This is a genomic window from Achromobacter kerstersii (genome assembly GCF_902859595.1).
In the GTDB taxonomy this organism is placed as follows: Bacteria; Pseudomonadota; Gammaproteobacteria; order Burkholderiales; family Burkholderiaceae_B; genus Achromobacter; species Achromobacter kerstersii.
The window spans coordinates 46262-73049 of the sequence record NZ_CADIJQ010000004.1 but is presented as its reverse complement, the minus strand read 5'-3'; the positions used below and the strand labels follow the sequence as shown (position 1 = coordinate 73049).

The 26788-nt window shown below is 65.5% G+C and carries 24 protein-coding genes; 13 read left to right on the top strand and 11 right to left on the bottom strand.

The window, feature by feature from the left end:
• Positions 1-35 precede the first annotated feature (35 nt).
• The 9 genes from HV765_RS14105 to HV765_RS14065 all read left to right on the top strand — a co-directional run bounded on the left by HV765_RS14105 (position 36) and on the right by HV765_RS14065 (position 9519).
• Positions 36-545, top strand: a complete 510-nt coding sequence (locus HV765_RS14105) for a sigma-70 family RNA polymerase sigma factor (RefSeq protein WP_054422631.1) — start codon at positions 36-38, stop codon at positions 543-545.
• Entirely contained in the window at positions 542-1525 is a 984-nt protein-coding gene (locus HV765_RS14100; RefSeq protein ID WP_420840119.1) for a FecR domain-containing protein, read from the top strand. Before HV765_RS14105 ends, HV765_RS14100 begins: the two co-directional genes overlap by 4 nt.
• A 113-nt stretch (positions 1526-1638) precedes the next feature.
• Complete coding sequence (locus HV765_RS14095; protein WP_175170070.1) at positions 1639-4275, top strand: TonB-dependent receptor; 2637 nt, start codon at positions 1639-1641, stop codon at positions 4273-4275.
• 78 nt (positions 4276-4353) lie between these two features.
• Positions 4354-5400: a hemin-degrading factor gene (locus tag HV765_RS14090; protein WP_175170069.1), complete on the top strand. Its 1047-nt coding sequence runs from the start codon at positions 4354-4356 to the stop codon at positions 5398-5400.
• Positions 5401-5420: 20 nt separating this feature from the next.
• Positions 5421-6254: a heme/hemin ABC transporter substrate-binding protein gene (locus HV765_RS14085; RefSeq protein WP_175170068.1), complete on the top strand. Its 834-nt coding sequence runs from the start codon at positions 5421-5423 to the stop codon at positions 6252-6254.
• A complete protein-coding gene (locus tag HV765_RS14080) occupies positions 6238-7236 on the top strand; it encodes a FecCD family ABC transporter permease (RefSeq protein ID WP_175170067.1) in 999 nt (332 codons plus the stop codon). Before HV765_RS14085 ends, HV765_RS14080 begins: the two co-directional genes overlap by 17 nt.
• A complete protein-coding gene (locus HV765_RS14075) occupies positions 7233-8021 on the top strand; it encodes a heme ABC transporter ATP-binding protein (protein WP_175170292.1) in 789 nt (262 codons plus the stop codon). Before HV765_RS14080 ends, HV765_RS14075 begins: the two co-directional genes overlap by 4 nt.
• Before the next feature lie 93 nt (positions 8022-8114).
• Positions 8115-8597, top strand: a complete 483-nt coding sequence (locus HV765_RS14070; RefSeq protein WP_054422625.1) for a YajQ family cyclic di-GMP-binding protein — start codon at positions 8115-8117, stop codon at positions 8595-8597.
• 16 nt (positions 8598-8613) lie between these two features.
• On the top strand, positions 8614-9519 hold the full coding sequence (locus HV765_RS14065; protein WP_054422624.1) for a LysR family transcriptional regulator: 906 nt from the start codon (positions 8614-8616) through the stop codon (positions 9517-9519).
• Between the two features lie 124 nt (positions 9520-9643).
• Here HV765_RS14065 and HV765_RS14060 read toward each other — a convergent pair whose 3' ends face one another.
• Complete coding sequence (locus tag HV765_RS14060) at positions 9644-11092, bottom strand: AlkA N-terminal domain-containing protein (RefSeq protein ID WP_175170066.1); 1449 nt, start codon at positions 11090-11092, stop codon at positions 9644-9646.
• Positions 11093-11240: 148 nt separating this feature from the next.
• Here HV765_RS14060 and HV765_RS14055 point away from each other — a divergent pair, with 148 nt between their 5' ends.
• The 4 genes from HV765_RS14055 (at position 11241) to HV765_RS14040 (ending at position 15116) form a co-directional block, all read left to right on the top strand.
• Positions 11241-11795: a methylated-DNA--[protein]-cysteine S-methyltransferase gene (locus tag HV765_RS14055; protein WP_217483367.1), complete on the top strand. Its 555-nt coding sequence runs from the start codon at positions 11241-11243 to the stop codon at positions 11793-11795.
• Positions 11796-11878: 83 nt separating this feature from the next.
• Positions 11879-12820: a DUF3829 domain-containing protein gene (locus HV765_RS14050; protein WP_245636303.1), complete on the top strand. Its 942-nt coding sequence runs from the start codon at positions 11879-11881 to the stop codon at positions 12818-12820.
• 118 nt (positions 12821-12938) lie between these two features.
• Positions 12939-14024 carry a tartrate dehydrogenase gene (locus tag HV765_RS14045; protein WP_175170065.1) on the top strand — a complete coding sequence of 362 codons (1086 nt, stop codon included), beginning with the start codon at positions 12939-12941 and terminating at the stop codon, positions 14022-14024.
• Positions 14025-14135: 111 nt separating this feature from the next.
• Positions 14136-15116 carry a Bug family tripartite tricarboxylate transporter substrate binding protein gene (locus HV765_RS14040; RefSeq protein WP_175170064.1) on the top strand — a complete coding sequence of 327 codons (981 nt, stop codon included), beginning with the start codon at positions 14136-14138 and terminating at the stop codon, positions 15114-15116.
• Between the two features lie 21 nt (positions 15117-15137).
• On the opposite strand, the gene HV765_RS14035 is transcribed toward HV765_RS14040, so the two are convergent.
• The 10 genes from HV765_RS14035 to urtA all read right to left on the bottom strand — a co-directional run bounded on the left by HV765_RS14035 (position 15138) and on the right by urtA (position 26554).
• A complete protein-coding gene (locus HV765_RS14035; RefSeq protein WP_175170063.1) occupies positions 15138-15743 on the bottom strand; it encodes a phosphatase PAP2 family protein in 606 nt (201 codons plus the stop codon).
• Positions 15744-15833: 90 nt separating this feature from the next.
• Complete coding sequence (gene arsC / locus HV765_RS14030) at positions 15834-16262, bottom strand: arsenate reductase (glutaredoxin) (RefSeq protein ID WP_175170062.1); 429 nt, start codon at positions 16260-16262, stop codon at positions 15834-15836.
• Positions 16263-16317: 55 nt separating this feature from the next.
• The gene (locus HV765_RS14025; RefSeq protein WP_175170061.1) at positions 16318-17964 is read right to left on the bottom strand and encodes a PepSY domain-containing protein; all 1647 of its coding nucleotides are present in this window, start codon (positions 17962-17964) and stop codon (positions 16318-16320) included.
• A 31-nt stretch (positions 17965-17995) separates the two neighbouring features.
• A complete protein-coding gene (locus tag HV765_RS14020; protein WP_175170060.1) occupies positions 17996-20197 on the bottom strand; it encodes a TonB-dependent receptor in 2202 nt (733 codons plus the stop codon).
• A 200-nt stretch (positions 20198-20397) separates the two neighbouring features.
• The gene (locus HV765_RS14015; RefSeq protein WP_054422616.1) at positions 20398-20826 is read right to left on the bottom strand and encodes a DUF2946 domain-containing protein; all 429 of its coding nucleotides are present in this window, start codon (positions 20824-20826) and stop codon (positions 20398-20400) included.
• Between the two features lie 168 nt (positions 20827-20994).
• The gene (gene urtE, locus HV765_RS14010) at positions 20995-21693 is read right to left on the bottom strand and encodes an urea ABC transporter ATP-binding subunit UrtE (protein ID WP_054422615.1); all 699 of its coding nucleotides are present in this window, start codon (positions 21691-21693) and stop codon (positions 20995-20997) included.
• Between the two features lies 1 nt (position 21694).
• The gene (urtD, locus tag HV765_RS14005) at positions 21695-22534 is read right to left on the bottom strand and encodes an urea ABC transporter ATP-binding protein UrtD (protein ID WP_175170059.1); all 840 of its coding nucleotides are present in this window, start codon (positions 22532-22534) and stop codon (positions 21695-21697) included.
• Positions 22531-23658, bottom strand: a complete 1128-nt coding sequence (gene urtC, locus HV765_RS14000) for an urea ABC transporter permease subunit UrtC (protein WP_175170058.1) — start codon at positions 23656-23658, stop codon at positions 22531-22533. The genes urtD and urtC overlap by 4 nt, the downstream gene beginning before the upstream one ends.
• Positions 23655-25286, bottom strand: coding sequence for an urea ABC transporter permease subunit UrtB (urtB, locus tag HV765_RS13995; RefSeq protein ID WP_175170057.1), 1632 nt, complete (start codon positions 25284-25286; stop codon positions 23655-23657). The genes urtC and urtB overlap by 4 nt, the downstream gene beginning before the upstream one ends.
• A 14-nt stretch (positions 25287-25300) precedes the next feature.
• Positions 25301-26554, bottom strand: coding sequence for an urea ABC transporter substrate-binding protein (gene urtA / locus HV765_RS13990; protein ID WP_054422611.1), 1254 nt, complete (start codon positions 26552-26554; stop codon positions 25301-25303).
• Positions 26555-26788 lie beyond the last annotated feature (234 nt).

Genomic DNA, 26788 nt, shown 5'->3' with positions numbered 1-26788 from the left:
TTGCTATTTGTATTTTTGCGTTCCGGGAGCCTGTCGTGTCTAACCCTGTGCTCGCTTCAGGCGACACCGTGCAACTTTTGTACCGAAGCCACCATGGGTGGCTTCATAACTGGTTGCGCGCCAAACTCGGCAACACCTTCGACGCGGCGGACCTGGCCCAGGACACGTTCGTGCGGGTGCTGCGCCATCGCCACGAGCTGGACGCGCTGCGTGAACCGCGCGCCTACCTGACAACGATCGCCAAGCGGCTGCTGATGAATCACCATCGCCGCCGGTCGGTCGAAAACGCGTATCTGGAAGCGCTGGCGCTGATGCCCGAAGCGGTGGCGCCGTCGGCCGAGCAACGGCTGATCATTCTGGAAACCTTGCAGGAAATCGACGAAATGCTGGCGGGCTTGACCTTGCCCGCGCGTCAGGCGTTTCTGATGGCGCAGCTGGAAGGCCTGAGCCATGGCGAAATCGCGCAGCGGCTGAACGTGTCGTTGCGGTCGGTGCACCGCTACATCGCCCGGGGGTTCGAGCAATGCATCATGGCGGTGACGTGAGCACGCAGACGGGCGAGCTGCCCGCCGTTGAACGCAATGTGGCGCGCGTTGCCGCGCGTTGGCTGTTGCGGCTGAGTTCCGGCCGCGCAACCGATGCCGACGTGCATGCCTGCGATCAATGGCGCGCCAGCAAGGCCGAGCACGAAACCGCCTGGCAGCGCGCGCAACGCGTGAATGAACGCTTCGGCCTGATCCCCACGGCGCTTGGCATGGCGACGCTGAACCGGCCCGAACTGACGCAGCGCCGCGCGGCCTTGAAGGCGTTGGTGGCGCTGGTGGTGGCAGGCCCGGTGGGCTGGGCCGCCTGGCGCGCAGACCCGTTGAACTGGACGGCCGACTATCGCAGCGCGGCCGGCGAACGGCGCGACGTGATGCTGGCCGATGGATCGTCTTTGCACCTGAATACCGGCAGCGCGGTGGATGTGGCGTTTGACGCGACGACGCGGCTGGTGCGTCTGCGCTCGGGTGAGATCGCCGTCCACGCCGTGGCCGAGGCATCGCTGCATCCGCGGCCCTTCGTCGTGCGCACGAGCCTGGGCGACATTGAAGCCCCGCCGTCGCGTTTCTGCGTCCGGCAAATGGGTGGGCAATGCCACGTCAGCGTCCAAGAAGGGCAGGTTCGCCTTGCAAGCGGCGCGCACCCCGGGCGCATGCTGAGCCTGTCGGCGGGCGAGCAGGGCAGTTTGACCGAGGCCGGTGTCTCGGACGCGGCGCCCGCTGACCCGCACGCCAGCGACTGGATGCGCGGGGTGCTCTACGCCAATCAACTCCGGCTGGATGCGTTCGCGTCTGAGCTTGGGCGTTATCGCCCGGGCGTCCTGCGCTGCGACCCCGAGATAGCGCACCTGCGCATCTCGGGCGCATTCCAGCTAAGCGATACCGACGCGGTGCTGGCGGCCTTGCCCGCCACCTTGCCGGTGCAAGTGCGCACCCGCACGCCGTACTGGGTCACCATCGGGCCGCGCGCGTCAGCGGCATGATTTTTTCGCCGTTACAAAAAACCTGCATCGAAGCTGTCCGATTCGCGAATCACGAGGGTCATGGTCTGTATAGGCAAACGAATGCCGATACCCGTTGGATCGAAAGGACGACCATGGCTTATCTCCCCGCCGGCCGCGCAAGCGGCTCCCGAACCTCCCCGGACGCGCAGCCGCGCTTGACCCGCCTGAGCGGCGCGGTGCATGCCGCGCTGGCGCTTGCCGCCGTCTCCGCCGTGATGCTGCCGCTTGCGGTGGCGCAGGCGCAGGCTTCGCCCAGCGCACAATCGGTCAGCCAGGGCGCGGCGCGCAGCTATCGCATTCCGGCCGGCACGCTGGCGGAAGCCCTGCCGCGCTTTGCCGACAGCGCGGGCGTGACGATTCTGTTTGACGCCCGGCTGGTGGGTCAACGCCGCACGGCAGGGCTGGATGGCACGTACTCGGTGGGCGAGGGCTTTACGCGCTTGCTCGATGGCAGTGGCCTGGCGGTGCAACAGCGCAGCGCCGGCGTGTTCGTTCTGCAAGCCGCGCCGCAGCCGGGCGTGACGCAGCTGGCGCCGGTGAAAGTGGAAGGCGAGGGCGCGGTCGTGACGCCCGCTTGGGAAACCAGCACCGACCGCAAGCGCTTGGACGATCTGCAAATCCGCAACTGGAGCGATCTGGGCAAGCGCGCCGAACCCGGCGTGAGCTTCAACCGGTCAAACAACAGCATCAACATCCGCGGCCTGGATCAAGACCGCGTGCTGACCCGCGTGGATGGCATCCGCCTGCCGTGGCTGGATGACGGCGCGCGCGGCGTGAAGGGCGGCCTGGAATCCGTGGACTTCAACAGCCTGTCGCGGCTGGACATCGTGCGCGGCGCGGATGCGACGGGCGGCGGCTCCGGCGCCATCTCGGGCATTGCCGACCTGTATACGCTGGACCCGTCCGACCTGCTGACCGACGGCAAGACGTTCGGCGCACTCGCCAAGACCGACTACGATTCCGCCGACGCCAGCTGGGGCGCGAACGCAGCGCTGGCGGGCCAGATTCACAGCAATACGTTCTGGCTGGTGCAAGCGGGCGTGCGCAACGGGCACGACCTGGACAACCGTGGCGACGTGGGCGGCTATGGCCCCAAGCGCAGCCAGCCCAGCCCCGAAGACTACGACCAGCAAAGCTTCCTGTTGAAGTTGCAGCAGCGCGCCGACGGCGGCCACCGCTTTGGCCTGACGGGCGAATACTTCAAGCGCCGCGCCGACATCGACAACATGTACGAACAGGGTGCTGGCACGTCCTACCTGTACGGCGAAAACAGCACGAAGAAAGAAACCGAGCGCGAGCGCGTGTCGTTCGACTATTCGTACAAGGCGCCCAGCGAAGGCGGCCTGATCGACACCGCCACCGCCGTCGTCTATTGGACGCGGCTGCGGCTGGACAACGCGCTGGATGGCGTGCGCAGCGTGGATTCGCGCGCTTATGCGATTCCTGGCGATCCCTTCAAGTACGGCTATCCCAGCGGACCCTACGGCCGCAGCAACTCCATCCAACAGACTTTGTTCGGCGTGAACGGCGAACTGACCAAGCGGCTGGGTGGCGAGTCCGTGTCGCAGGTGTGGACGGTGGGCGGCGAGTGGTATGGCAACAAGACCGAGCAGAACTCCACCGGCTATGACAACTGCCCTGCCATTCGTCCGGGTTTGCCCGCGCCGTTTGGCCCGCGCTCGTGCGACATGCTGCACACCAACCAGGCTGACGTGCCAGAGTCCAAGGGCAACCAATGGGCGTTGTGGGTGCAAGACGAATTCAGTTTTGCCGACGGCCGCTACACGCTGACGCCAGCGTTGCGCTACGACCACTACGAACAAAAGCCGCAGTCCACCGCCAGCTACGAAAGCAATCCCAACGCTGGCGCCTTGCCGCCGTCCAATAGCGGCAGCCGCTTCTCGCCCAAGCTGCTTGGCACGTGGAAGGCCATGGAATCGCTGAGCGTCTACGCCCAGTACGCCTACGGCTTCAAGGCTCCTAGCGCCAGCCAGCTCTACACCAACTACGGCGGCCCAGGCACCTATCTGCGCGTGGGCAATCCCTACCTGAAGCCGGAAACCAGCAAGGGCTGGGAATTGGGCGCCAAGATCGGTTCCGACGACCTGGGTGCTGCGGTATCGTTGTTTGATAATCGTTATCAGAACTTTATCGATAGCAATCAACCGCTGGACGCCAATTCGCCGCAGTGGCAGCCCGGTTGGGCGGGGCAATATCCGTTGGGCATTACCGGCAACGTGAACCGCGCCAAGGTCCGCATCTATGGCGCCGAAGCCAGCGCACACTGGAAGTTCTCGCCGGGTTGGCGCACGTGGGGCTCGCTGGCATGGGCCGTGGGCAAAGATGAAAACACCGGGCAATACCTGAATTCGGTGGCGCCGCTGAAAGCCGTGCTGGGCGTGGGTTACAGCCGCGATGTGTGGGGCGTGGACGCCATGCTCACCACCGCCTTGAAGCGTGACAAGGTTGAATACCCCGATGGCCCGCCGGCCGCCGGCTATGCCGACTTCCAGGCGCCGGGCTATGGTGTCGTGGACGTGATGGGCTATTGGCGCCCCGCCGCGGTGAAGGGGCTGCAAGTGCAGGCTGGCGTGTTCAACCTGTTCGACAAGAAGTACTGGGAGGCCATCAACGTGCCGACCGCAGGCTCGATCGCGCTGCCGCGCACGGTGGATTGGTACACCGAGCCGGGGCGCAGCGTGCGCGTGTCGCTGACCTACCAGTATTGATCTCGCGCCGCCGCCGCCCGGATAGGTTCCGGGGCCGGCGGCGGCTTCACTGAAGAACCCATTGGCCGGAGGCCTACGATGACGAATCTTGATTTCAACAGCCGCGCTGAAGCCCTGCGCACCCGCAACGACGCGCTGGCCGCGACGCAACCGAATCTGCGTGCGCGCAATCTGGCGCAGGCGCTGGGCGTGTCCGAAGCGGAGTGGATTGCCGCGGGCTGTGCCGGTGTGAAGTCCACGGCGCTGCATGGCACGCCGCAAGAAATTTTCCGCGAGCTGGGCACGTTGGGCGACGTGATGGCGTTGACGCGCAACGACTGGTGCGTGCACGAGCGCCATGGCGCTTACCTGGACATCCAGGCCGACGGCCCGGTGGGCATTGTGTTGGGGCCCGACATTGATCTGCGCGTGTTCTTCACCGCGTGGAAATCAGCGTGGGCGGTTGAGCAAGACGGCCGCCACAGCCTGCAATTCTTTGATGCCGCGGGCGTGGCCGTACACAAGGTCTACCGCACCGACGCCACCGATGCGGCCGCCTACGATGCGCTGGTCGCAAAGTTTGCGGGCGACGCGCAATGGCCCGAATCCACCGCGTATGCCCCCGCCACCGACGCCGATCACGTCGGCGACGCCGCTGCATGGCGCGAGGCGTGGCTCGGTATGAAGGACACGCACGAATTCTTCCCGCTGCTGCGCAAGTTCAAGGTGTCGCGCCTGGCGGCGCTGGCTGCGGCCGGTGAAGACCTGGCGCAGCCGGTGCCGGCGGACGCCGTTGAACGCATGCTGCAATCGGCGGCGGAGTCGGGCCTGTCCATCATGTGCTTCGTGGGCAACCGCGGCATGATCCAGATTCACACCGGCCCCGTTGAGCAGTTGCGCCGCACCGGCCCTTGGTTCAACGTGCTCGACCCGACGTTCAACCTGCACCTGGACACCACCGCCATCGCCTCGGCCTGGGTGGTGAACAAGCCCACGTCCGATGGCTGGGTGACGTCGCTTGAGGTCTACGCGGCCAACGGCGACCTGATCGTGCAGTTCTTCGGCGAGCGCAAACCGGGCAAGCCGGAGCTTGCCGGTTGGCGCGAGCTGATGGTCAGCTTGTGCGACGCGCCGCTGGCGGCCTGAGAAATCTTCGGGAATCTGCGATGAAAAAATGGTTGGCAATTGCGTTGGGCTGGGCGATGGCGGCAAGTGTGCACGCCGCCGAACCCAGCCGGGTGGTGACGCTGGGCGGCAGCGTGACGGAAATCGTCTATGGCTTGGGGCAGGGCGACAGGCTGGTGGGGGATGACCAGTCCAGCCTGTACCCCGAAGCCGCCACCAAGCTGCCACGCGTGGGCTATTACCGCGCCGTGCCGGTCGAAGGCGTGTTGTCGCTTAAGCCAGATCTGGTGCTGGCGTCAGAGCAGGCCGGCCCGCCCGAGGCGCTCAAGCGGCTGGCGGGCGTGGGCGTGCGCGTTGTCACGGTGTCGGACGCGCCATCGGTGGATTCCCTGAAGTCGCGTATCCGCGCCATTGCCGGCGCATTGGGCGTGGCGGCGGCCGGCGAGCGCATGGTCGAAGACGTTACGCAAGAACTCGCGCGCGCCGAGGCCATTCCGGCCACGCGCGCGCGGGCGCTGTTGCTGATCAACCGCACGGGCTCGCCGCAAGGCGCAGGCCGCGACACGGCCGCCAACGAAGTCATGCATCTGGCTGGCTTGGATAACGTGTTGCACGACCAGCAGGGCTACAAGCCCTTGTCGGCCGAGGCCATGGGCGCGCTGGCGCCCGACCTGATCGTGGTGACGCAGGCGTCGTTGGAGGCGGGTGGCGGCATGGAGAAATTCCTCAGCCTGCCCGGCATCGCCTCGACGCAGGCGGCGGCCAAGCGCCGCGTGGTGGTCATGGATGACCTGCTGATTTTGGGCATGGGGCCGCGCCTGCCGTTGGCGCTGACCCAACTCAAACAGGAGGTTGCGAATGTCATGGCGCGTTAGCGCGCCCTTGGCATTGGGGCTGTTGACGGTGGCGTTGGCGCTGGCGATGTTGGCCGCCACCGCCAGCGGCGCGGTCAGCATTCCGTTGCGCGAACTGCCGTCGCTGTTGTGGGGCGCGCCCACGCCCGACAACGCGCTATGGCGCAACGTGCTGATCGACATCCGTCTGCCACGCGTGCTGTTCGCCGTGGTGACGGGGGCGGGGCTGGCGATATCGGGCGCGGCCATGCAGGCGCTGTTTCGCAACCCGCTGGCCGAACCCGGCTTGATCGGTATTTCGGCGGGCGGCGCGCTGGGGGCGGTGGCCGCCATTGTGCTGACCTCGGGCGGCTTCTGGATCACGGCGCCATCGGCCTTCGCCGGTAGTCTGATTGCGACGCTATGCGCCTACGCCGTGGGCCGGCGCGTGCCAGGCGTGGCCGGGTTGCTGCTGGCTGGCGTGGCCATCACGGCGATGTCGTTCAGCCTGATCGGCCTGTTCACGTTCGTTGCGACCGATGCGCAGCTGCGCGACCTGACCTTCTGGAACATGGGCAGCCTGGGCGGTGCAAACTGGAAAATGCTGGCGTTCCTTGGCCCTTGGGTATTGCTGATGAGCGCCTGGCTGATCAGCCAGTGGCGCGTGATGAACGCCCTGCTGCTGGGTGACCGCGAGGCCCAGCATCTGGGCTATTCGCTTGCGCGCGTGCGGGCGCGGCTGGTGCTGGCCAGCGCGCTGATTGTCGGGCCGCTGGTCGCAGCAACGGGCACCATCGTCTTCGTCGGGCTGGTGGTGCCGCATCTGGTGCGCATGACGCTGGGCGCGAACCACCGCTGGCTGTTGCCGGCCACCGTCATTGCGGGCGGTTTGGCGCTGGTGCTGGCGGATTGGGCGGCGCGTACCGTCGTCGTGCCAGCTGAATTGCCGATTGGTTTGGTGACGGGCTTGGTGGGCGGCCCATTTTTTCTGTGGCTGTTGGCCCGGGGCCGGAGGATAGGCTGATGCTTGCCGCACAGAACCTGACGTTATCCCGAGGCGGCAAACGCATTCTTACCCAGATATCGCTTGAGGTCCGCCCAGGCGAAGTCGTCGGTTTGCTGGGCGCCAATGGCGCAGGCAAGTCCACGTTGCTCAGCGCGCTGGCGGCCGAGTTGTCACCCGATTCGGGGCAGGTGCATCTGGGCGGCGAGCTGCTAGCGGGCATGCCGTTTCGGGAGCAGGCGCGCCAGCGCGCCGTGCTGCCGCAAAAGCCCGGGCTGACCTTTGACCTGGATGTGAATGAAGTGGTCGCCATGGGCGCCTATCCGTTTCCAGAACTGCCGCCCGCCGCCGTCGATGCGTTGGTCGCCCAAGCATTGTCGCTGGCCGATGCCGCCCATCTGGCCGGACGCCGCTATCCGGAATTGTCGGGCGGCGAACAGCAGCGCGTGCAGTTTGCGCGCGTGCTGGTGCAGTGCCATGCCGCGCGGCAAGCGGGCGAGGCACGCTACCTGCTGCTGGACGAGCCCACCGCCAGCCTGGACCCGAAGCATCAGACCGACCTGCTGCGCCGCGCCTGGGAATTGGCGCATGCCGGCAATACGGGCGTACTGGTGATTCTGCACGACATGAATCTGGCCGCGCGCTGGTGCGACCGCCTGCTGCTGCTTAGCGGCGGCGCCACCACGGCGCTGGGTACGCCCGAGCAGGTGCTGACGCCCGCCAATCTGTACCTGGCTTATGGCATTGATGCGCAAGTGATCCCGCATCCGCTGCAATCGAGCCGGCTGCTGGTGCTGACGTCATAACGCGGCAGGCAACCGCACGCGCCCGCCGGGTCGGTAAAATAGGCGAACTTATGGTTTCGCCTATTTCATTCATCCCCCTACAGGACCCGTGTCATGCCTACTTTTGACGTCGTCTCCGAAGTCGACAAACACGAACTCAGCAACGCCATCGACCAAGCCAACCGCGAACTGGCCACCCGCTTCGACTTCAAAGGCACCGACGCCAAGTTCGAACTGGAAGGTTTTGTCGTGACCCAGGTTGCCTCCAGCGCGTTCCAATTGAAGCAGATGCTCGACATCTTGCGCGGCCGCCTGTCGGCGCGCGGCATCGACGTGCGCTGCCTGGACGTGGCCGACCCCCTGGAAAACCTGGGCGGCGCGCGCCAGAAGGTCACCATCAAGCAGGGCATCGAGCAGCCGGTGGCCAAGAAGCTCATCGCCGCCATCAAGAACGCCAAGCTCAAGGTGGAATCGCAGATCAACGGCGACAAGCTGCGCATTACCGGCAAGAAGCGCGATGATCTCCAAACCGCTATTGCGCTGTTGAAGAAGACCGACGTCGACCTGCCCTTGCAGTTCGAAAACTTCCGCGACTAATCCCCGGCCCGCCGCCATGGGGCATTCCAGCGAACTGCAACTGGTGGTGGAACTGGCGCGCGCCGGCGGCATGTCCGCCGCCGCCCGCCAGCTGGACGTGACCCCGGCAGCCGTCAGCAAGCGGCTGGCGCAGATCGAAGCGCGCCTGGGCGTGCGGCTGTTCAACCGCAGCACGCGACGGCTGAGCCTCACTGCCGAAGGCGAGGTCTACCTGGAAAGCGCCCGCCGCATTCTGGGTGAAATCGAAGACCTTGATCAGCTTATCGCCAGCCGCCAGGACAGCCCGCGCGGTCGGCTCAAAGTCAACGCGCCGCTGGGTTTTGGCCGCAGCTACATCGCGCCTGCGATTGCTGACTTCGCGAAGCTTTACCCCGACGTCTCGCTGCAACTGCAACTGACTGACAGCCCTGCGGACTTCGTGCAAGACGCCTTCGACGTGGCGGTGCGCTTTGGCGACCAGCCCGATACGCGTTTGATCGCCCGCAAGATTGCGCCGAACCGCCGTCTGGTGTGCGCATCCCCCAGTTATCTGAAGACCCATGGTGTGCCGGTCACCCCGCACGACCTGACGCGGCATCAATGCATCGTGTTGCGGCAGAACGAAGACGCCTACAGCTTGTGGCGCTTCACCAAGGGACGCCGCAGCGAAACCGTGAAGGTGCGCGGGGCCTTGAGCAGCAACGATGGTGAAGTGACGCTGACGTGGGGGCTGGCGGGGCTGGGCATCTTGCAGCGCGCCGAGTGGGACCTGGCGCGCTATCTGCGCAGCGGCCGGCTGGTGCGCGTGCTGGAAGACTATGCGCTGCCACAAGCGGATATCTATGCCGTGTTTCCGGAACGGCATCACCTGTCGGCCAAGGTCCGCGTCTTCGTGGATTTTCTCGTCAACTACTTCCAGCAGGACGCGGACGCGCGCTGGTAGCGATCCTTAGCGCGATCCCTAGCGCGGCCCATGGCGCGGCCCATAGCGCGGCCCATGGTGCGGCCCATGGTGCGGCCCATGGTGCGGCCCATGGCGCCGCCGATCTCTCCGCCCCTGTTAGCGTTCAGCCCGCCGACCACAGATGCTGCGCAGCATACGCACGCCACGGCCGCCACGACTCCGCACGCGCCAGCAATTGCGCGGGCGTGTACGCGCGCGATTCCAATTTCTCCAGCGCGCGGATCAGGCCGATGTCGGCGATGGGAAACGCATCCGGCTCGCGCAGGCAGCGCAAGGCGATGTATTGCGCCGTCCATTCGCCGATGCCGCGTATCGCGCGCAGGCGTTTGACCGCGTCGTCCAGGCTGCTGCCGGCGTCAAACAAATGCGGGTCGGCTACCGCGGCGGCGGCCACCGCTGACAACGTGGCGGCACGGCTGCGCGGCATGCCCAGCACAGCCAGCTCCGCCGGGGCCACGGCCTCGGGAGTGGGGAACACATGGGTCAAACCGTCTTCCGGCTGGGCCATGGCGTCGCCATGTGCAGCCACCAATTTTCCCGCCAGCCGAATCGCGGCGGTCACCGTGATCTGTTGGCCCAACACGGCGCGCATGGCGAGTTCGAAGCCATCCCACGCGCCCGGCACGCGCAGGCCAGGGCGCGCGGCGATCAGCGCCGCCATGACCGGGTCGTGCGAAAACTGCGCGGCCAGTGCGACCGGGTCGCTGCCCAGATCAAACACGCGGCGCAAGCGCGCAATGATGGCCGGCAGCGCATGCAGGCGCGGAAAGCGCACGGTCGCTTGCAGCGCGTTGCCGGTGCCGGGTTGCACGCTGACCGTGCCTTGCATGCCGTCCAGACTGATCGTGCGCGTATAGCGGCTGCCATCGATGCGTTCAATGCCGGGAATGGCGCGCAGCCGCAGAAACGCCAGCATGGCCTCCCAGTCATAAGGCGGCCGGTAGCGCAGCAGCAACTGGATTTCACCACGCGGCCCGGCGGGCACATCGGGCTTGCCGGATCGGCGCAGGTCGCCCGGCGTGCGGTCGAACAAAGTCAGAAAGATTTCGTTGAAGCGGCGGATGCTGCCAAACCCCGACGCGAAGGCGATTTCGGCCATGGGCAGGTGCGTTTCGTGGATCAACTGCTTGGCCAACAACACGCGCCGGGTTTGCGCCACAGCCACGGGGGACGCGCCCAAATGCTGGCGAAATTGGCGGCGCAATTGGCGTTCGCCCACGCCCAGCCGGGCGGCCAGCGCATCCACGCCGGCCTCATCCAGCGCGCCCAGCTCAATCAGCCCCAAGGCGCGCGCCACGCCGTCGGGCAAGTCGGGCGCGGGGCCGAGCTCGGGTGCGGTCTCGGGCCGGCAGCGCAGGCAGGGGTGAAAGCCCGCCTCTTGCGCCGCGGCGGCGGTGCCGAAGAAAGAGACGTTCTTGGACAGCGGCGTGCGCGCCGGGCAGACGGGACGGCAATAGATGCCCGTCGTCTTCACGGCGGTGAAGAAGCGGCCGTCGTAACGGGCGTCGCGCACGCTGATGGCGCGGTAGCAGGCATCGTGGTCAAGGTTCATGCCGCCATGCTAGCGCCGCGCCGAGAAGAAAATCTAGCGGTTTTCGGACACTGTTGTTGGCCTGACATTGCTGTCCGAAAACCGCCAGCACGCCGCCGGAACCCGCCCTTATAGTGGCCGCATGCCTTTGCAGCCAATGGAGCTTTCCATGAACGCCACGACGCATCACTTCACGCTTGAACGCGTGCCGACGCCCATCGGCCTGATGCTGGTGCTGACCGATGCACAACAGCGCCTGCGCGCGGTGGACTGGCAGGATTTTGAATCGCGCATGCACACGCTGCTGCGCCGGCAGTACGGCAACGCGGCCATCACATTGCATGACGCCGCACACGCATCTCCCGCGACCCGGGCGCTTCAGGCGTACTTCGACGGGGACGTACACGCCATCGACACGCTGGATGTCGCCACCGGCGGCACGGACTTCCAACGGCAGGTGTGGCAGGCGTTGCGCGGCATCGCGGGTGGCGCGCCCATCAGCTACAGCGGCCTGGCGCAACGCATTGCGCGTCCGACCGCTGTGCGCGCCGTGGGGCTGGCCAACGGCGCGAATCCGATTGGCATTGTGGTGCCGTGCCATCGTGTCGTGGGCGCGAACGCGTCGCTGACCGGCTATGGCGGGGGACTGCATCGCAAGCGCTGGTTGCTCGACCATGAACAGAAGTGGTCGCGTATTGAAAACAATTGTGACAGGCCAGAATGACTTTGTAGCGTGTTAGCGGATGCCCGGGCATATGATGCGTTCCCTTTTATGGAGAACAGATGTTTATGTCGCGCCCCTTGTGCATGTCCGCCCTTCTAGCCGCTACGTTGATGCTCGCCGCGTGCGGCGATGACACCGCCAAGCAGGACGCGAAGGCTCCCGAAGCCAGCACCGCCCAGGCCGAGATCGTCAAGTACAACCAGTACGTTGATGCGGCCAACGGCATCACGCAGTCGTTTGACGAAACGCTGTCCCAGTACGAGCAGTACATGGTGCCCAAGCTGGCCGACAAGAAGCCCGTGAAGGACTACGTCATCGGCAATGACATCATGGTGTTGCGCACCAAGGAAAAGCTGGACAAGGCGCTGGCGATGAAACCCGCCATTCCCGAGATCGACGCCGCCGCCAAGGATTTTTCGCAAGCGCTGGGTACGCTGGCCCCGCTGAGCACCGAGCTGCAAAACTACGCTGCCGCCAAGACCTATGTGTCGGATAACGGCGCGCTGGCGCGTGAAAAAAGCCCTGCCTATGTGTCGGCGCTGACCGCCGTCGCGAAGGCCGAGAGCGCGTTCTATCACGGCATCTCGGTGAAGGACACGGCCAACACCAAGGAAGCGTTCGAGAAGGCCAAGAAAGACACCGTGGCGTATTACCGCGCCGGCATGGTGTATTACGCCAAATCCACGCTGGATCAGGCGACCGGCATTTTCGACGGCACCGGCCTGGGCGACAAGAAAGAGGCGTTCACGCAGCAGCTGGACAAGCTGAATGAAATGGCGCTGGGCTTTGACAAGAAGACCCGCGAAGCCGATCCCAAGGGTTGCGCAAGCACGATGATGAAGGCCAATTCCCTGCTGGCGGCGGGGCGCAAAGTGCTGGAGAACACCGACAGCGGACGCTACAAGCAAGACGCCGAACGCACGGGCGCGTTCAAGAGCTTGCGCCCCACGATCGTGGACGACGCCTACAGCCTGCGCCAGAACTTCAACAACTTGATCAACAACCTGAACGTGAGCCGCTGCTGATCGCAGCGAGCCGATCTTCAACCTGAAGTTGAAGATGTTGTGAATGGCGCTGCGCGCACGGCGCGCAGCGCTCGGTACATTGCCGACAGACCCTTATCAGCAAGGAACCTGTCGGCCCATGAAAACCTATCGCATCGCAACCATTCCCGGCGACGGCATCGGCAAGGAAGTCATTCCGGCCGGCCAGCGCATCATGCAGGCCCTGGCGCAAGCGGGCGGCCTGCACTTTGAATTCCAGAACTTTGACTGGGGCGGCGACTACTACCGCCAGCACGGCGTGATGATGCCGGCCGATGGGCTGGACGCGCTGCGCGACAAAGACGCCATTCTGTTCGGCTCGGCGGGCGACCCCGACATTGCCGACCACATCACGCTGTGGGGCCTGCGCCTGAAAATCTGCCAGGGCTTTGACCAGTACGCCAACGTGCGCCCCACGCGCATCCTGCCCGGCATTGACGCGCCGCTGAAACGCTGCACGCCTGAACAACTGAACTGGGTGATCGTGCGCGAAAACTCGGAAGGTGAGTATTCGGGCGTGGGCGGGCGCGTGCACCAGGGCCACCCTATCGAAGCCGCCACCGACGTGTCGATCATGACGCGTGCGGGCGTCGAACGCATTCTGCGCTTTGCCTTCAAGCTGGCGCAATCGCGTCCGCGCAAGTTGCTGACCGTCGTCACGAAATCCAACGCGCAACGCCACGCCATGGTGATGTGGGACGAGATCGCGCTGCAAGTCAGCCGCGAATTCCCGGACGTGACGTGGGACAAGGAACTGGTTGACGCCGCCACCGCGCGCATGGTCAACAAGCCGGCGTCACTGGACACCATCGTCGCCACCAACCTGCACGCCGACATCCTGAGCGATCTGGCCGCTGCGCTGGCCGGCAGCCTGGGTATTGCGCCCACCGGCAACATCGACCCCGAGCGCCGCTATCCGTCCATGTTCGAACCCATCCACGGCTCTGCCTTCGACATCATGGGCAAGGGCCTGGCGAATCCCGTCGGCACGTTCTGGTCGGTGGTGATGCTGCTGGAGCATCTGGGTGAACACGACGCCGCAGCGCGCTTGATGCAGGCCATCGAACAAGTGACTGCCACGCCCGCGCTGCATACGCGCGACCTGGGCGGCAACGCCACGACCGATGCGGTGACCGAAGCGGTGTGCGCGCTGTTGACGGCGGGCAAGCAGGTGAAGGCGGCGTAGCAGGCGGGTTGGCAAGACCACCGGAATGCTTGACTGCGGGCATCAGACCCGCAGCGCAATTCCGACCATAGAACAAGAAGCGAAGTTCATTCGTATCCCAAGGAGACAAGCATGTTCAAGCGAATTTTCCGCGTGCGCACGTGGGCGGTTGCCTGCGTGTTAAGCCTGCCGCTGGCGGGCGGGGCCATGGCCCAGTCGTACCCGTCCCGGCCGATCAGCCTGGTCGTGCCGTTCCCGGCGGGCGGCACCACCGACGTGCTGGCGCGCGCGCTGGGGCAGGAACTGGCCAAGAGCCTGGGCCAGCCGGTGGTGGTGGAAAACAAACCCGGCGCGGGCTCGACCTTGGGCGCGGACTACGTCGCCAAGGCGGCGCCCGACGGCTACACCCTGCTGATGGGCGCGGTGCATCACACCATCGCCACCAGCGTGTACAAAAGCCTGCACTACGACTTCCAGAAAGACTTTGCGCCGGTGACGACGGTGGCGCTCGTGCCTAACGTGCTGGTCGTCAACCCGAAGCTGGACGCCAAGACCGTGCAAGGGCTGCTGGCCTTGGCGAAAGCCGCGCCGGGCAAGCTCACCTATGGATCAAACGGCATGGGCACCGGCCAGCATCTGATCGGCGCGCAGTTTGAACAGGAAGGGCAGGTGAAGCTGCTGCATGTGCCGTACAAGGGCAGCGGGCCGTTGACGACGGATCTGCTGGGCGGCCAGATCGACATGTCGTTCGACACCATCACGCCCGTGCTGGCGCATATCCAGAGCGGCAAGTTGCGCGCGCTGGCGGTCACGACCAATCAGCGCTCGGCGGCCTTGCCGGACGTGCCGACGATGGAAGAGGCGGGCATCAAGCCGTTCAACATGGGGACGTGGTTCGGCGTACTGGCCCCGGCCGCCGCGCCCAAAGAGGTGGTGGCGCGGCTGAATGCCGAGATGGTGAAGATCATCAAGTCGCCGGATTTCTCGCGCCGCATGGCGGAGATTGGCGCGGTGCCGATTGGCGATACGCCGGACCAGATGCGTGCGCGCATCGGCGCCGACACCGAGAACTACGCCAAGCTGGTCAAGGACGCCAAGGTAGCCATCAATTGATGGCGCGCTACGGATGCTGATCTACGCGCGTATCCAGCCGCGCGCAATCGGCAGCGCCAGCACTTTGCGATAGATGCCTTGCGCCACCAACGTCAACGGCGCGCCAATGCGGTTCCACACCGGAACCGCGATGGCCGCCGCGACGGGCGCCAGGATCAGCCCGCCCACGATATCCAGCGGGAAATGCACGCCCAGGTATACGCGCGATGTGCCGACCACCGCCGCGCCCAACAATGCCACTACGCCCCATGCCGCCCAGCGCCGATCAAAGATCAGCGCAAAGGCGAACGTGGCGATGATGATGGTGTGGTTGCTGGGAAATGACGACGTCGGCTTGTGCGGGAAGAACGTATGCCCCAGCCCGATCACGAAGGGACGCGGATGCGGCAACAGCGCGCCGCACGCATAGCTGGCGACCAGCGCAACGCCGATGCTGGCCAGCACTTTCAGGGCCAGATTGCGCTGCGCTTGCCCGCCCCACAACCACATCGCCGCCAGCGCGCCGGGCACCAGCAGGATCAGCTGATTGGCCACCAGCATGGCGGCATGAATCCGCCATACAGGGGTGGCCGGGTCGGCATTGATCAGAAGAAAAAAGGACTGGTTGAAGCTTTCCAGGAAATCCATGACACGTCATCGCAGCGTAATAATCAATAGCCGCGATGGTAAAGGGGTTTCCCGTCAGTCCGCTTACAAAATGCGGCGGAGTACGCCCTTTTACTTCTGGATGCGTTTGCCGTCGGCGTCGATGACCGCTTCGCCGTCTTCCTTGGTGAACGCGCCTTGCTGGGGCGAGGGCAGAATGTCCAGCACCAGCTCCGACGGGCGGCACAGGCGCGCGCCCAGCGGCGTGGTGACAAAGGGACGGTTCAGCAGAATCGGGTGCTGTTCAATGGCGTCCAGCAGCGCGTCATCGGACAAGCTGGTGTCGTCCAGGCCAAGCTCCTGGTACGGCGTGCCCTTTTCACGCAGCGCGTCACGCACGCTGATGCCGGCCTTCTTGAACAAGGCGTTCAAGGTGGCGCGCGACGGCGGCGTTTCCACGTACAGCACCACCGTGGGCTCAATGCCGGCGTTGCGGATCAGCGCCAGCGTATTGCGGGACGTGCCGCACTTGGGGTTGTGATAGATGGTGACGTCTGACATGGAAGGCTCCTGAATAGCGGTGATTCGTCATGCAAGACGGTGAGCATAGTGCATCTCAGCCGCGCAGCTTCTTGCCAAGCCGCCGCCACCCGATCACTACACCGGTCAGACTCAGCGCCGCCCCGCCCAGGCTCAGGAAAATCAGCAAGGCATCCCAGAGCGGCCGGCGCGACAGCAGACCCGTCCAATCCCAGCTGTGGAGAAAGGCGAACAGCCAGCGGCTGACGCGTCCGCTGCGGTCTTGCCGGCCCTGAATCTGGCCGGTGTGCGGGTCCAGATAAATCCAGGTGGCCTGCGGGTTGTCGTATACCAGCCGCCAGACGGGCAGCGGCTTTTCAACATGGCCCAGCATCGCGTGTTCGTCGCGCGCGTAGTAATACACGTCGTACTGGCGCAGCACCTGCACCTCGCGCAGCGTGGCGCCGGGCAGCAATAGCGTGGCCGCCTGGCGCAGCTTGGCGTCGTCAAAGGCGTAAGGCGTGCCTTGGGTGGCCGACAGCACTTGCGGCGCGCCCGCCGCGCCGCGTGCCAGCACCACGTCCTGGCCCGCGTTGCGCGCCCAGCTCAACTCACGCGGGGCGGAGGGCAGGGCGGCGATCAGATCGCGTGGCGACGCCAGCGGCGCGTTGGCCGCCGCATTGGCCGACCCAGCGGCCCACCCATTGGGCGACCCAGCGGCAGCCCCAGCGGCAGACCCATCGGCAGACCCAGCGGCCGACCCATCGGCATAGGCGCTGCGCGCTAGCGGGGCGGCGGTGCTGGTGAACACCTTCCACGGGTTCATCGACATCAGCCCGCTGAAAATCCACGTGATGGTGATGGCGGCAAACAGCAAACCACTGATGTGATGCCAGCGCATCATGTTGTCGCGGTAGGGCGACCGGCTGCCACTGGCGTAAGGCCGCGAAAACCGCCAGCGCAGCATGCCCACGATGGTGCCCGTCAATGCCAGCACCACGCCCGCGACCGACAGCCACACCACGATGTCATGCCACCACGGGTCCAGCGCGTTGCCGCGAAACATGTACAGCCAATGGACCCACGCGCCCACATAATTCCAGGCGCGCTCGTTGCGGGTGGCGTCCAGCACCACCGCGCCCGTCGCCGACGACACGTACAAGCGCGTGCGCGCGGGGTCGCTCATGTCGATGCGGTGCAAAGGGCGATGCACATCCAGTGCGCCCGAGTGGGTATAGACGTCCTCGTCCACCAGCCCGTCGTAGTGCGCGGCGTACGCGTCACCGAACCAGGCAAGCGCCGTGGCCTGCGCTGTCGTGGCGTCCGCCTTGGGCAGCAGCAGGCCGGTGGCGGCGTCGACGACTTTGGGCGCGGCGGGGCTTGAACCCGGGGCGGAACCCGGCATCGACGCCGGCACCACATACACCGGCGCGCCGCCCTGGCTGGCAGATAGCTGCAAGCCGGGCGCGTCTGCGCGCGTTTTCCCGGCAGCCGCCAGCGCCTGCTCGGGCGTGATGGCGATCCGCGTGGCGTCCAACGGCGCCAGATGGGTCAGGCGTTCATGAGGCGTGAGCTTGGGATAACCCACATACATCATCACCACGCCGCTCACGAACCACATGGCGAAGAACAGGCACAGCACGACGCCGGCCCAGCGATGGATCAGATAGAGCCAGCGCTTGGCGCGCGTGGACAGCGGCGGCCCGGCGGGGCGAGCGGAAGAACGGGGCGATGTGGCGCTCATGGCATCTCTACACGGCGGAGCTAGGGGCGGACTAGAAGCGGGCTTGCAGCGACAGTTCAAACGTGCGCGGCGCGCCCAGGTAGAACATCGTCGGGCTGGCGTTGGCCGCGTAGACCTTGTCGGTCAGGTTGCGCACGCGCGCGGTCACGTTCAGGTTGCGGTTCACCCGATGCGACAAGGAGGCGTCAAACACCGTGTACGAGGGCGCCCACACCGTGTTGGCGGCATCCGCGTAGGCGCGGCCCACGTAGCGGGCGGCGACGCTGGCGTTCCAATCCGGCACGAACGCGTAGTCCAGCCACACGTTGGCCAGACGGCGCGGCGTGTTGACCGGCACGTTGCCATTGCGCGAGACGGACACGCCGCCCACCGATTGCGAGAAGTCGTCGTACTGCGGGTCAACAAAGGCCACGTTGCCTTGCAAGGACAGCTTGGACGTCAGCTGCAAACCGCCCGCCAGTTCAACGCCGCGCGCCGACTGTGCGCCCACCGGAACGCTCACGCCCGGGTTGTTGGGGTCGGTCGTCGAGATGTGTTTGCGCTTGATCTCGTAGAGCGCCACGGTGGCGGAACCGCGCCCGTCCCAGAAGTCGAACTTGCCGCCCACTTCGGCCTGCGTGCCGGTTGTGAGCTGGTCGTTGTTCAGCACGTCGGCAAACGATGCGGTGGCCAGCAGGCCCGACGGAGGGTCCGCCGCCGTGGCGTACTGCGCGTACAGCGACGCTTCGGGGCTGACCTGCCAGTTCACGCCCAGCCGCCCGGTCAGCGGCGAATAGCTGCGCGACGCGCTGGCGGGCGAGGCGGCGGTGACGGCGCGGCGGTTGGTCAGATCCAGGTCGATGAAGTCCTTGCGCAAGGCCGACACGATGGCCACGCCGGGCAGCACTTCGGTGCGGTTCTCCAGCGTCATCGCAAAGGTGCGGATGCGGTTGTCGCGGTCGGCTTTGTGGCCGCGCGTCATGCCGGGGATGTCGTAGAAGTTGCCGGGCGAAAAGTCATAAGGGTCGACGGCGTCGACTTGCGCGGGCAGGCTGGTGGGAAAGCGCGTGACCTTGTTCACGCTGATGTCGGCGCCAAACGACCAGTCGCTGGGCAGGCCGGCCACGGAAGAACGCACCAGCCCTTCCACACGGTTGCCCACCAGGCGTTGTTCGTGACGCTGCAACAGCGCGCCGGAGCGCTGCACCAGCGTGTTGCCCGTATTGAAGCGGTAAGTTTCCAGATTGCGGAAATCGCGCTCGGCCTGGTAGTAGTACAGCGTGTTCTTCATCGTCAGGGCCGAACTCGCGCGCCATTCGGTCATGGACCGCGCCCACCACACCGTCTGTTCGTACAGCCCATCATTGACGTTGTAGTTCTTGAAGCGCGTGCCATCCATGATGTGGCCCGCGCCTTGCACAACGCCCTGCGCGTTCGTCATCAGCGGCGTGCCCCAATACGGGCGGTCGACTTGTTCGCGTTGATATTCGAAGGCGAAGGTTTGCGTCACGTCGCTGCCCAGGTCGGACAACACCGATGCCGCAATCTGGCTGGCGTGCGAACGGTTGCCGTCCACCCAGCCGTGGCTGGACCCGGTGTTGGCGTCGATGCGCAGATAGTGGCCACGCCCGCCGGCATCGCCCGCCAGCTGCTGGTTCAAGCCCACCGACACCTGGCGGCTGTCGAAGGAACCCAGGCGCAACTGGCCGTCGTAAAACGTATCGCGCTCGGGCAGCTTGGTGACGTAGTTGATGGCGCCGCCCACCGCGCCCGCACCGAACAGGAAGGTCGACGGGCCGCCGATGGCTTCCACGCGGTCGTAGATCCAGCTGTCCACCGGACGCCCGGCAATGGCGTCGTATTGCACCGAGATGCCGTTGAACAACTGCGACACCTGGCCGCCCGAGAAACCCCGGTAGCTGACCGCGCCGGCGTTGCCGGGGGGCGATGCGTTGTCCACGCCGGGAATGCCGCGCGCAATCTCTTGCGTGCTGAGCGAGCCGCGCGCTTCGATCTGCTCGCGCGAGATCACGGTGACGCTGGCGGGCGTTTCGCGCAAGGTCAGGCCCAGGCGGCTGCCGGTGCTGTCGCGGGCATCCAGGTTGACGGGGCCGTTGGGCGCGGGGTCAACGTGGCCCGCGCCGTAGACGGTGGTGGCCGACAGCGTTTCCACGGCGGGTTCGGAGGTCAGCGCGTGGGCAGAGCCGCTGGCAAGCACGCCAAGCAGCAAGGTGTAGATCGTGGTGTGTTTCATGTCTGAAGCCGGCGGACCGGCGCACGGACCCCGCGCCCGGCCTGAACACAGGCGAGGCACAGCGGGCCACAAGGGTCTGGATGACGGCACGGCCGCCCGCGCATCAAGATGCGAGCAAGAGGCGAGCAGGGGGCGTGCAGCGGGGAGACGCGAGGGGCGGGCGCAAGCGTGCCGTCGTCAGACGGCAGACGTGCTCCGGGTCAGTTCGCGGGGGGCGCGCGCGGCTGGGCCGCGCTCCAGGCATGAAGGGGGGCGGCCGCCAGGAAGAACAGCGGCGGATACGTGATGGCGCGGCCCACGGGGGCGGGCACGACCGGCATGTTGGTGGGCAGGATGCCGACGTCTGCGTGCGGGTTGCGGCACAGCGGGCAGTGATGGCCGTCGGCGTGGGCGTCGGCTTGTGTAGAGTCTTGGGCGTCGTGGCTGTCGTGCGGGACGTCCAGCGTGACGGCGCCTTGCGCGTTGCCGTCGCCTTCGCTTGCGCAATAGTCAACGGTGATGCGGTGGATGTGGTGGCCGTCCGGAGACAGGCTCAGTGCTTGCGCGATCGACGGCGCCAACGACGCCCACAGGATCGCGGCAAGCGCGATCCACAGCGAGGGGCGGGTCAGGAAAGTAGCGAAGCACATGGAGCCGGATTATATCGGAGCAGATTTGAAATCTGCGCACAATCTCAAGGAAGGCTTAAGCGCCTGCCCGCGGCCCCGGTGTGAAGCGGCCCGGCCCCTGTGCGCAGTGACCCGGGCCCTGTGCGAAGCGAGCCGTCCCCGGTGCGAAGCGACTCTTCCCCCTGACGCCTACACCGACAGATGCCGGCGCACGTCATCGCCATCAATCGCGCTGCGGTCGCCGCTGGCCACCACTTCGCCGCGCGACAGCACCACGAACTGATCCGCCAGCTCGCGTGCAAAATCAAAATACTGTTCGCACAACAGAATGGCGATGTCGCCGCGCGCGCGCAGCATGTGAATCACGCGCGCAATGTCCTTGATGATGGACGGCTGGATGCCTTCGGTGGGCTCGTCCAGGATGATGAGCTTGGGCTCGGCCACCAGCGCCCGCGCAATCGCCAGCTGTTGCTGCTGTCCGCCCGACAAGTCACCGCCCCGGCGCGACAGCATGCTCTTCAACACGGGGAACAGTTCGAACACTTCTTCCTTGATGCGGCGGGCGCGCGCAGCGGGTTTGGTCGCCATGCCCATCAGGATGTTCTCTTCCACCGTCAGCCGCGCGAAGATGTCGCGGCCTTGCGGCACATAGGCCATGCCGCGCGCGGCGCGCTGATGCGGCGCAAGGCGGGTGATGTCGGCGCCATCGAAGCCGATGTTGCCGCTGGCCACCGGCAGCACGCCCATCACGCATTTCAGCAGCGTGGTCTTGCCCACGCCGTTGCGGCCCAGCAGCGCCAGGCATTCGCCCTGGCGTACGGATAGCGACACGCCGCGCAGCGTGTGGCTGCCGCCGTAGTATTGGTTGATTGTGCTTACGTCCAGCATCTCAGCGCCCCAGATAGACTTCGATCACGCGCGGATCGGCCTGCACCTTGCTCATCGGTCCTTCGGCCAATACCGAGCCTTCGTGCAGCACCGTGACTTTGCCGTCGCCCGCAATCTGGTTGACGAAGTCCATGTCGTGTTCCACCACCATCAGCGAATGGCGTCCGCGCAGTTCGTTCAACAATTCGCCGGTGCGTTCCGTTTCGGCGTCGGTCATGCCGGCGACCGGTTCGTCCAGCAGCAGCAGCTGCGGCTCTTGCATCAGCAGCATGCCGATTTCCAGCCATTGCTTCTGGCCGTGCGACAGCAGGCCGGCAGGGCGCCACACCTCGGGGCGCAGCCGGATCAGGTCCAGCGTTTCGCCGATCTTGTCGGCCTGCTCGCCCGTCAGGCGTGAAAACAGCGTGGGCCGCACGCGCTTGTCGGTCTTCATGGCCAGCTCCAGGTTTTCGAACACGGTGTGTTGTTCGAACACCGTGGGCCGCTGGAATTTCCGGCCGATGCCGGCGTGCGCAATCTGCGCTTCGTTCAGCGAAGTCAGGTCGATGCTTTGGCCGAAATAGGCAGTGCCAGAAGTGGGCCGCGTCTTGCCGGTGATAACGTCCATCATCGTTGTCTTGCCCGCGCCATTGGGGCCGATGATGCAGCGCAATTCACCCACGCCAATGTCCAGCGTCAGGTCGTTTAGCACCTTGAAGCCGTCGAAGCTGACGGTGATGCCTTCCAGGTACAGGATGGCGCCGTGGCTCGTGTCCAGGCCCTTGGGGCTGACGCGGCCATAACCGGCGTTGCCGCTGGGGCCGCCATCCAGCATGGCCGATTCGGTGTGCGTGCTGGTCATGCCTTCTTCTCCTGAAAGCGTGCCGCAATGCGGCGGGCCAGGCCGACGATGCCGGTGGGCAGGAACAGCGTGACCAGCACGAAGATCAGGCCCAGCGCATACAGCCAGAATTCCGGCAGTACGCTGGTGAACCAGGTCTTCAAGCCGTTGACCGCACCCGCGCCGATGATGGGGCCGATCAAGGTGCCGCGCCCGCCGGTGGCCACCCAGATCACCATTTCAATGGAAGTCTCGGTCGACATCTCACTGGGGTTGATGATGCCGACTTGCGGCACGTACAAGGCGCCTGCAATGCCGCACAGCACGGCCGACAAGGTCCAGACGAACAGCTTGAAGCCCAGCGGGTCGTAGCCGATGAAACGCAAGCGGCTTTCGGCATCGCGCACCGCCGTCAGCACGCGGCCCAGCTTCGATTGCGTGACCATGCGCGCCAGGATCAACGCGCCCGCCAACGCCGCCAGCGTGATCCAGTACAAGGTGGCGCGCGTGCCGGGCGCGGTGATGTCAAAGCCCAGGATGCGCTTGAAATCGGTAAAGCCGTTGTTGCCGCCAAACCCCGTGTCATTGCGAAAGAACAGCAGCATGGCGGCAAACGTCAACGCCTGCGTGATGATCGAGAAGTACACGCCCTTGATGCGCGAGCGGAAGGCGAAGTAGCCGAACACAAAGGCCAGCACGCCTGGCACCAGCACGACGAGCAGCATCGCGTACCAGAAGTGTTCGGTGAAGGACCAGTACCAGGGGTAGCTTTTCCAGTCCAGGAACACCATGAAGTCGGGCAGGTTGCTTTGGTAGACGCCGTCGCGGCCGATGGCGCGCATCAGGTACATGCCGTGCGCATAGCCGCCCAGCGCAAAGAACAGGCCGTGACCCAGCGACAGGATGCCGGCGTAACCCCACACCAGGTCAAGCGCAAGCGCGGCCATCGCGTAGCACATGAACTTGCCCAGCAGCGCCACCGCATAGGCCGACACATGCAGCGCGTGGCCGGGCGGGAAGACAAGATTCAACAGCGGCAGCAAGGCCAGCAGCGCCACGGCCACGGCCAGCGCCGTCCAGACACGGCCCGAAAAAAGAGGGCGGCGGGCCAGCAGGTTCAGATCGGTCAGCGCGGTCTGTTTCATTCAACGCTCCGGCCGCGGGGGGCGAACAGGCCTTGCGGCCGTTTTTGGACGAACAACACAATGAGCACCAGGATGGTGATCTTGGCCATGACGGCGCCCGCGTAGGGCTCCAGGAATTTGTTGACGCCGCCCAGGCCCAGCGCGGCGATCACGGTGCCGGCCAGCTGGCCAACGCCGCCCAGCACCACCACCATGAAGGAATCGACGATGTAGCTGCGGCCCAGGTCCGGCCCCACGTTGCCCAGCTGCGACAACGCCACGCCGGCCAGCCCCGCAATGCCGGAGCCCAGCCCGAAAGCCAGCATGTCCACCCGCCCGGTCGGCACGCCCACGCAATCAGCCATGCGGCGGTTCTGCGTGATGGCGCGCACGAACAGCCCCAGCCGCGTGTGGTTCAGCAGCACCCACACCAGGAACACCACGAAGAAGGCGAAGCCGATGATGACGATCCGGTTGTAGGTCAGCACCAAGCCGCCCAGCACCGTGAAGCCGCCCGACATCCAGCTGGGGTTGCCCACTTCCACGTTCTGCGCGCCGAACAGCGTGCGCACGCCTTGCATCAGCATCAGGCTGATGCCCCAGGTCGCCAACAGCGTTTCCAGCGGCCGGCCATACAGCCAGCGGATGACGGTGCGTTCCAGCGCCATGCCCACCAGCGCCGTCACCACGAAGGCCAGCGGCAGCGCGGCCACCACATACCAGTCGAGCCAGCCCGGCAGCCACGCGCGAAACAGCGTCTGCACCACGTAGGTCACGTAGGCACCGATCATCAGTAATTCACCGTGCGCCATGTTGATGACGCCCATCAGCCCGAAGGTGATGGCAAGACCCAGCGCAGCCAACAGCAGCACGCTGCCCAGGCTGATGCCGTAGAAAAGGTTGCCGGCCCATTCGATCGTGGCCAGATGCCGGTCGATCTGCTTGAGCGCGTTGGTGGCGGCTTCGCGCACGCTGGCGTCGGGTTCGGCGTACGCGCCATCGCGTTCCTGCGTCAGCGCGGCCAGCGTCGGGCGGAAGGCCGCGTTGCGTGTGTTGCCCAGCAACTCGACCGCATGGCGGCGCTTGGCGGGGTCGGCGCTTTTCAATTCCAGATTGGCCTGCGCGATCAACAACGCATCGCGCACGGCCTCATTTTTTTCAGACGCCAGCGCTTTTTCCAGCATGGGCAAGCGGGCGGGGTCGCCCGTCTGCTGCAGCCGGCGCGCGGCGTCCAGACGTTCGTTGGGCTTGTCCGAGAACAAGCGGGAACCGGCCAGCGCGGCTTCGATGGCGCGGCGCAGGCGGTTGTTGATGCTGACGGTGCCAGAACCTGAAGGCAGGTCCACGGCCGCGCCGGTGACGGGGTCGGTGGCGCGCGCGCTACCGTCGCCAATCAGCACGCGCCCGTCGGCGGTGGCATAGAGCTGGTCATTGCCCAGCGCTTGCAGCACCGCCGCCGCGGCGGGCTCTGGCAGTTGGCCCAACGCGGCAATCGCTTGCAGCTTGGCGTCGGTGTCGTCGCCGGCCAGCGGCGCCAGCAAGGCCGGGTCCACGCCAGCGGCTGCCGCGGGCGCGGTCAGCAGTGGCATGGCAAGCAGCCACGCAAGTAGGGAACGACGCAAGAAGTGTGCGATTGCCGCGATGTGCATGGCTGCTTTTCCGCTTAGAGGCCTTGCTTGCCTTCGTTACCCGGGATGTACGGGCTCCAGGGTTGAGCGCGGATCGGGCCCTTGCTCTTCCACACCACGTTGAACTGGCCGTCCGCCTTGATTTCACCGATGTAGACCGGCTTGTGCAGGTGGTGGTTGGTCTTGTCCATTTCGATGGTGTAGCCGTCAGGCGCGTTGAACTTCTGGCCGCCCATCGCCGCAATCACCTTGTCCACATCGGTGGTCTTGGCTTGCTCCACCGCCTGCTTCCACATGTAGATGCCGACGTAAGTGGCTTCCATCGGGTCATTCGTCACGACCGTGCTGGCGTTCGGCAGGTTCTTGGCCTTGGCATAGGCCTTCCACTTCTTGATGAATTCCTCGTTGACCGGGTTCTTCACCGACTGGAAGTAGTTCCACGCGGCCAGGTGGCCCACGAGCGGCTTGGTGTCGACGCCGCGCAGTTCTTCTTCGCCCACCGAGAACGCCACGACCGGCACGTCGGTGGCCTTCAGGCCTGCGTTGCCCAGTTCCTTGTAGAACGGCACGTTGGAGTCGCCGTTGATGGTGGAGATGACGGCCGTCTTGCCGCCGGTGGCGAACTTCTTGATGTTGGCGACGATGGTCTGGTAGTCGGAATGGCCGAAGGGGGTGTAGACCTCGTCGATGTCGCTGTCTTTGACGCCCTTGGAATGCAGGAAGGCGCGCAGGATCTTGTTGGTGGTGCGCGGGTAGACGTAGTCAGTGCCCAGCAGCACGAAGCGCTTGGCGCCGCCACCGTCTTCGCTCATCAGGTATTCAACGGCGGGAATCGCTTGCTGATTGGGCGCGGCGCCCGTGTAGAACACGTTCTTCTCAAGCTCTTCGCCTTCGTACTGCACCGGGTAGAAGAGCAGGCCATTCAGCTCTTTGAACACCGGCAGCACCGACTTGCGCGACACCGACGTCCAGCAGCCAAACACCGCCGCCACCTTGTCCTGCGACAACAGCTGGCGCGACTTCTCGGCAAACAGCGGCCAGTTCGAGGCCGGGTCCACCACCACGGCTTCCAGCTTCTTGCCCATCACGCCGCCGTTGGCGTTGATTTCGTCGATGGTCATCAGCGCGACGTCTTTCAACGACGTCTCCGAGATGGCCATGGTGCCCGACAGGGAATGCAGGATGCCGACCTTGATGGTGTCTTCGGCGGCAAATACCTGAGGCATCCATCCGGACATGGCCAACAGGCTCACGGCGGTCAGTTGCTTAAGGGCTAGTCTGCGTTTCATGGTGACTCCTGGATGGAATGTGCCGGCTTGGCCGGCAGGAACGATCTGAACAACACCCGACAACCTGGACATCAAAGCAAAAGGCATGCCAAGTGCGCGGCAGGGGTCGCGCCGCTGTATGAAGAGGGGGTGTTTACGTGAATGCGTGCGGCGTGTTTGCGCAGCGGCTGGGCGGTTCAAAACCGTGCTGCATGCACAAAACAGGTGCGCAGCTTGCCCGCTTGCGGTGCGCGC

Excerpts from the sequence above, each read along its gene's own strand:
- HV765_RS14095 (WP_175170070.1), top strand. The coding sequence starts at position 1,639 with ATGGCTTATCTCCCCGCCGGCCGCGCAAGCGGCTCCCGAACCTCCCCG.
- HV765_RS14090 (WP_175170069.1), top strand. The coding sequence starts at position 4,354 with ATGACGAATCTTGATTTCAACAGCCGCGCTGAAGCCCTGCGCACCCGC.
- HV765_RS14085 (WP_175170068.1), top strand. The coding sequence starts at position 5,421 with ATGAAAAAATGGTTGGCAATTGCGTTGGGCTGGGCGATGGCGGCAAGT.
- HV765_RS14080 (WP_175170067.1), top strand. The coding sequence starts at position 6,238 with ATGTCATGGCGCGTTAGCGCGCCCTTGGCATTGGGGCTGTTGACGGTG.
- HV765_RS14070 (WP_054422625.1), top strand. The coding sequence starts at position 8,115 with ATGCCTACTTTTGACGTCGTCTCCGAAGTCGACAAACACGAACTCAGC.
- HV765_RS14065 (WP_054422624.1), top strand. The coding sequence starts at position 8,614 with ATGGGGCATTCCAGCGAACTGCAACTGGTGGTGGAACTGGCGCGCGCC.
- HV765_RS14060 (WP_175170066.1), bottom strand. The coding sequence starts at position 11,092 with ATGAACCTTGACCACGATGCCTGCTACCGCGCCATCAGCGTGCGCGAC.
- HV765_RS14055 (WP_217483367.1), top strand. The coding sequence starts at position 11,241 with ATGAACGCCACGACGCATCACTTCACGCTTGAACGCGTGCCGACGCCC.
- HV765_RS14050 (WP_245636303.1), top strand. The coding sequence starts at position 11,879 with ATGTCCGCCCTTCTAGCCGCTACGTTGATGCTCGCCGCGTGCGGCGAT.
- HV765_RS14045 (WP_175170065.1), top strand. The coding sequence starts at position 12,939 with ATGAAAACCTATCGCATCGCAACCATTCCCGGCGACGGCATCGGCAAG.
- HV765_RS14040 (WP_175170064.1), top strand. The coding sequence starts at position 14,136 with ATGTTCAAGCGAATTTTCCGCGTGCGCACGTGGGCGGTTGCCTGCGTG.
- HV765_RS14035 (WP_175170063.1), bottom strand. The coding sequence starts at position 15,743 with ATGGATTTCCTGGAAAGCTTCAACCAGTCCTTTTTTCTTCTGATCAAT.
- arsC (WP_175170062.1), bottom strand. The coding sequence starts at position 16,262 with ATGTCAGACGTCACCATCTATCACAACCCCAAGTGCGGCACGTCCCGC.
- HV765_RS14025 (WP_175170061.1), bottom strand. The coding sequence starts at position 17,964 with ATGAGCGCCACATCGCCCCGTTCTTCCGCTCGCCCCGCCGGGCCGCCG.
- HV765_RS14020 (WP_175170060.1), bottom strand. The coding sequence starts at position 20,197 with ATGAAACACACCACGATCTACACCTTGCTGCTTGGCGTGCTTGCCAGC.
- HV765_RS14015 (WP_054422616.1), bottom strand. The coding sequence starts at position 20,826 with ATGTGCTTCGCTACTTTCCTGACCCGCCCCTCGCTGTGGATCGCGCTT.
- urtE (WP_054422615.1), bottom strand. The coding sequence starts at position 21,693 with ATGCTGGACGTAAGCACAATCAACCAATACTACGGCGGCAGCCACACG.
- urtD (WP_175170059.1), bottom strand. The coding sequence starts at position 22,534 with ATGACCAGCACGCACACCGAATCGGCCATGCTGGATGGCGGCCCCAGC.
- urtC (WP_175170058.1), bottom strand. The coding sequence starts at position 23,658 with ATGAAACAGACCGCGCTGACCGATCTGAACCTGCTGGCCCGCCGCCCT.
- urtB (WP_175170057.1), bottom strand. The coding sequence starts at position 25,286 with ATGCACATCGCGGCAATCGCACACTTCTTGCGTCGTTCCCTACTTGCG.
- urtA (WP_054422611.1), bottom strand. The coding sequence starts at position 26,554 with ATGAAACGCAGACTAGCCCTTAAGCAACTGACCGCCGTGAGCCTGTTG.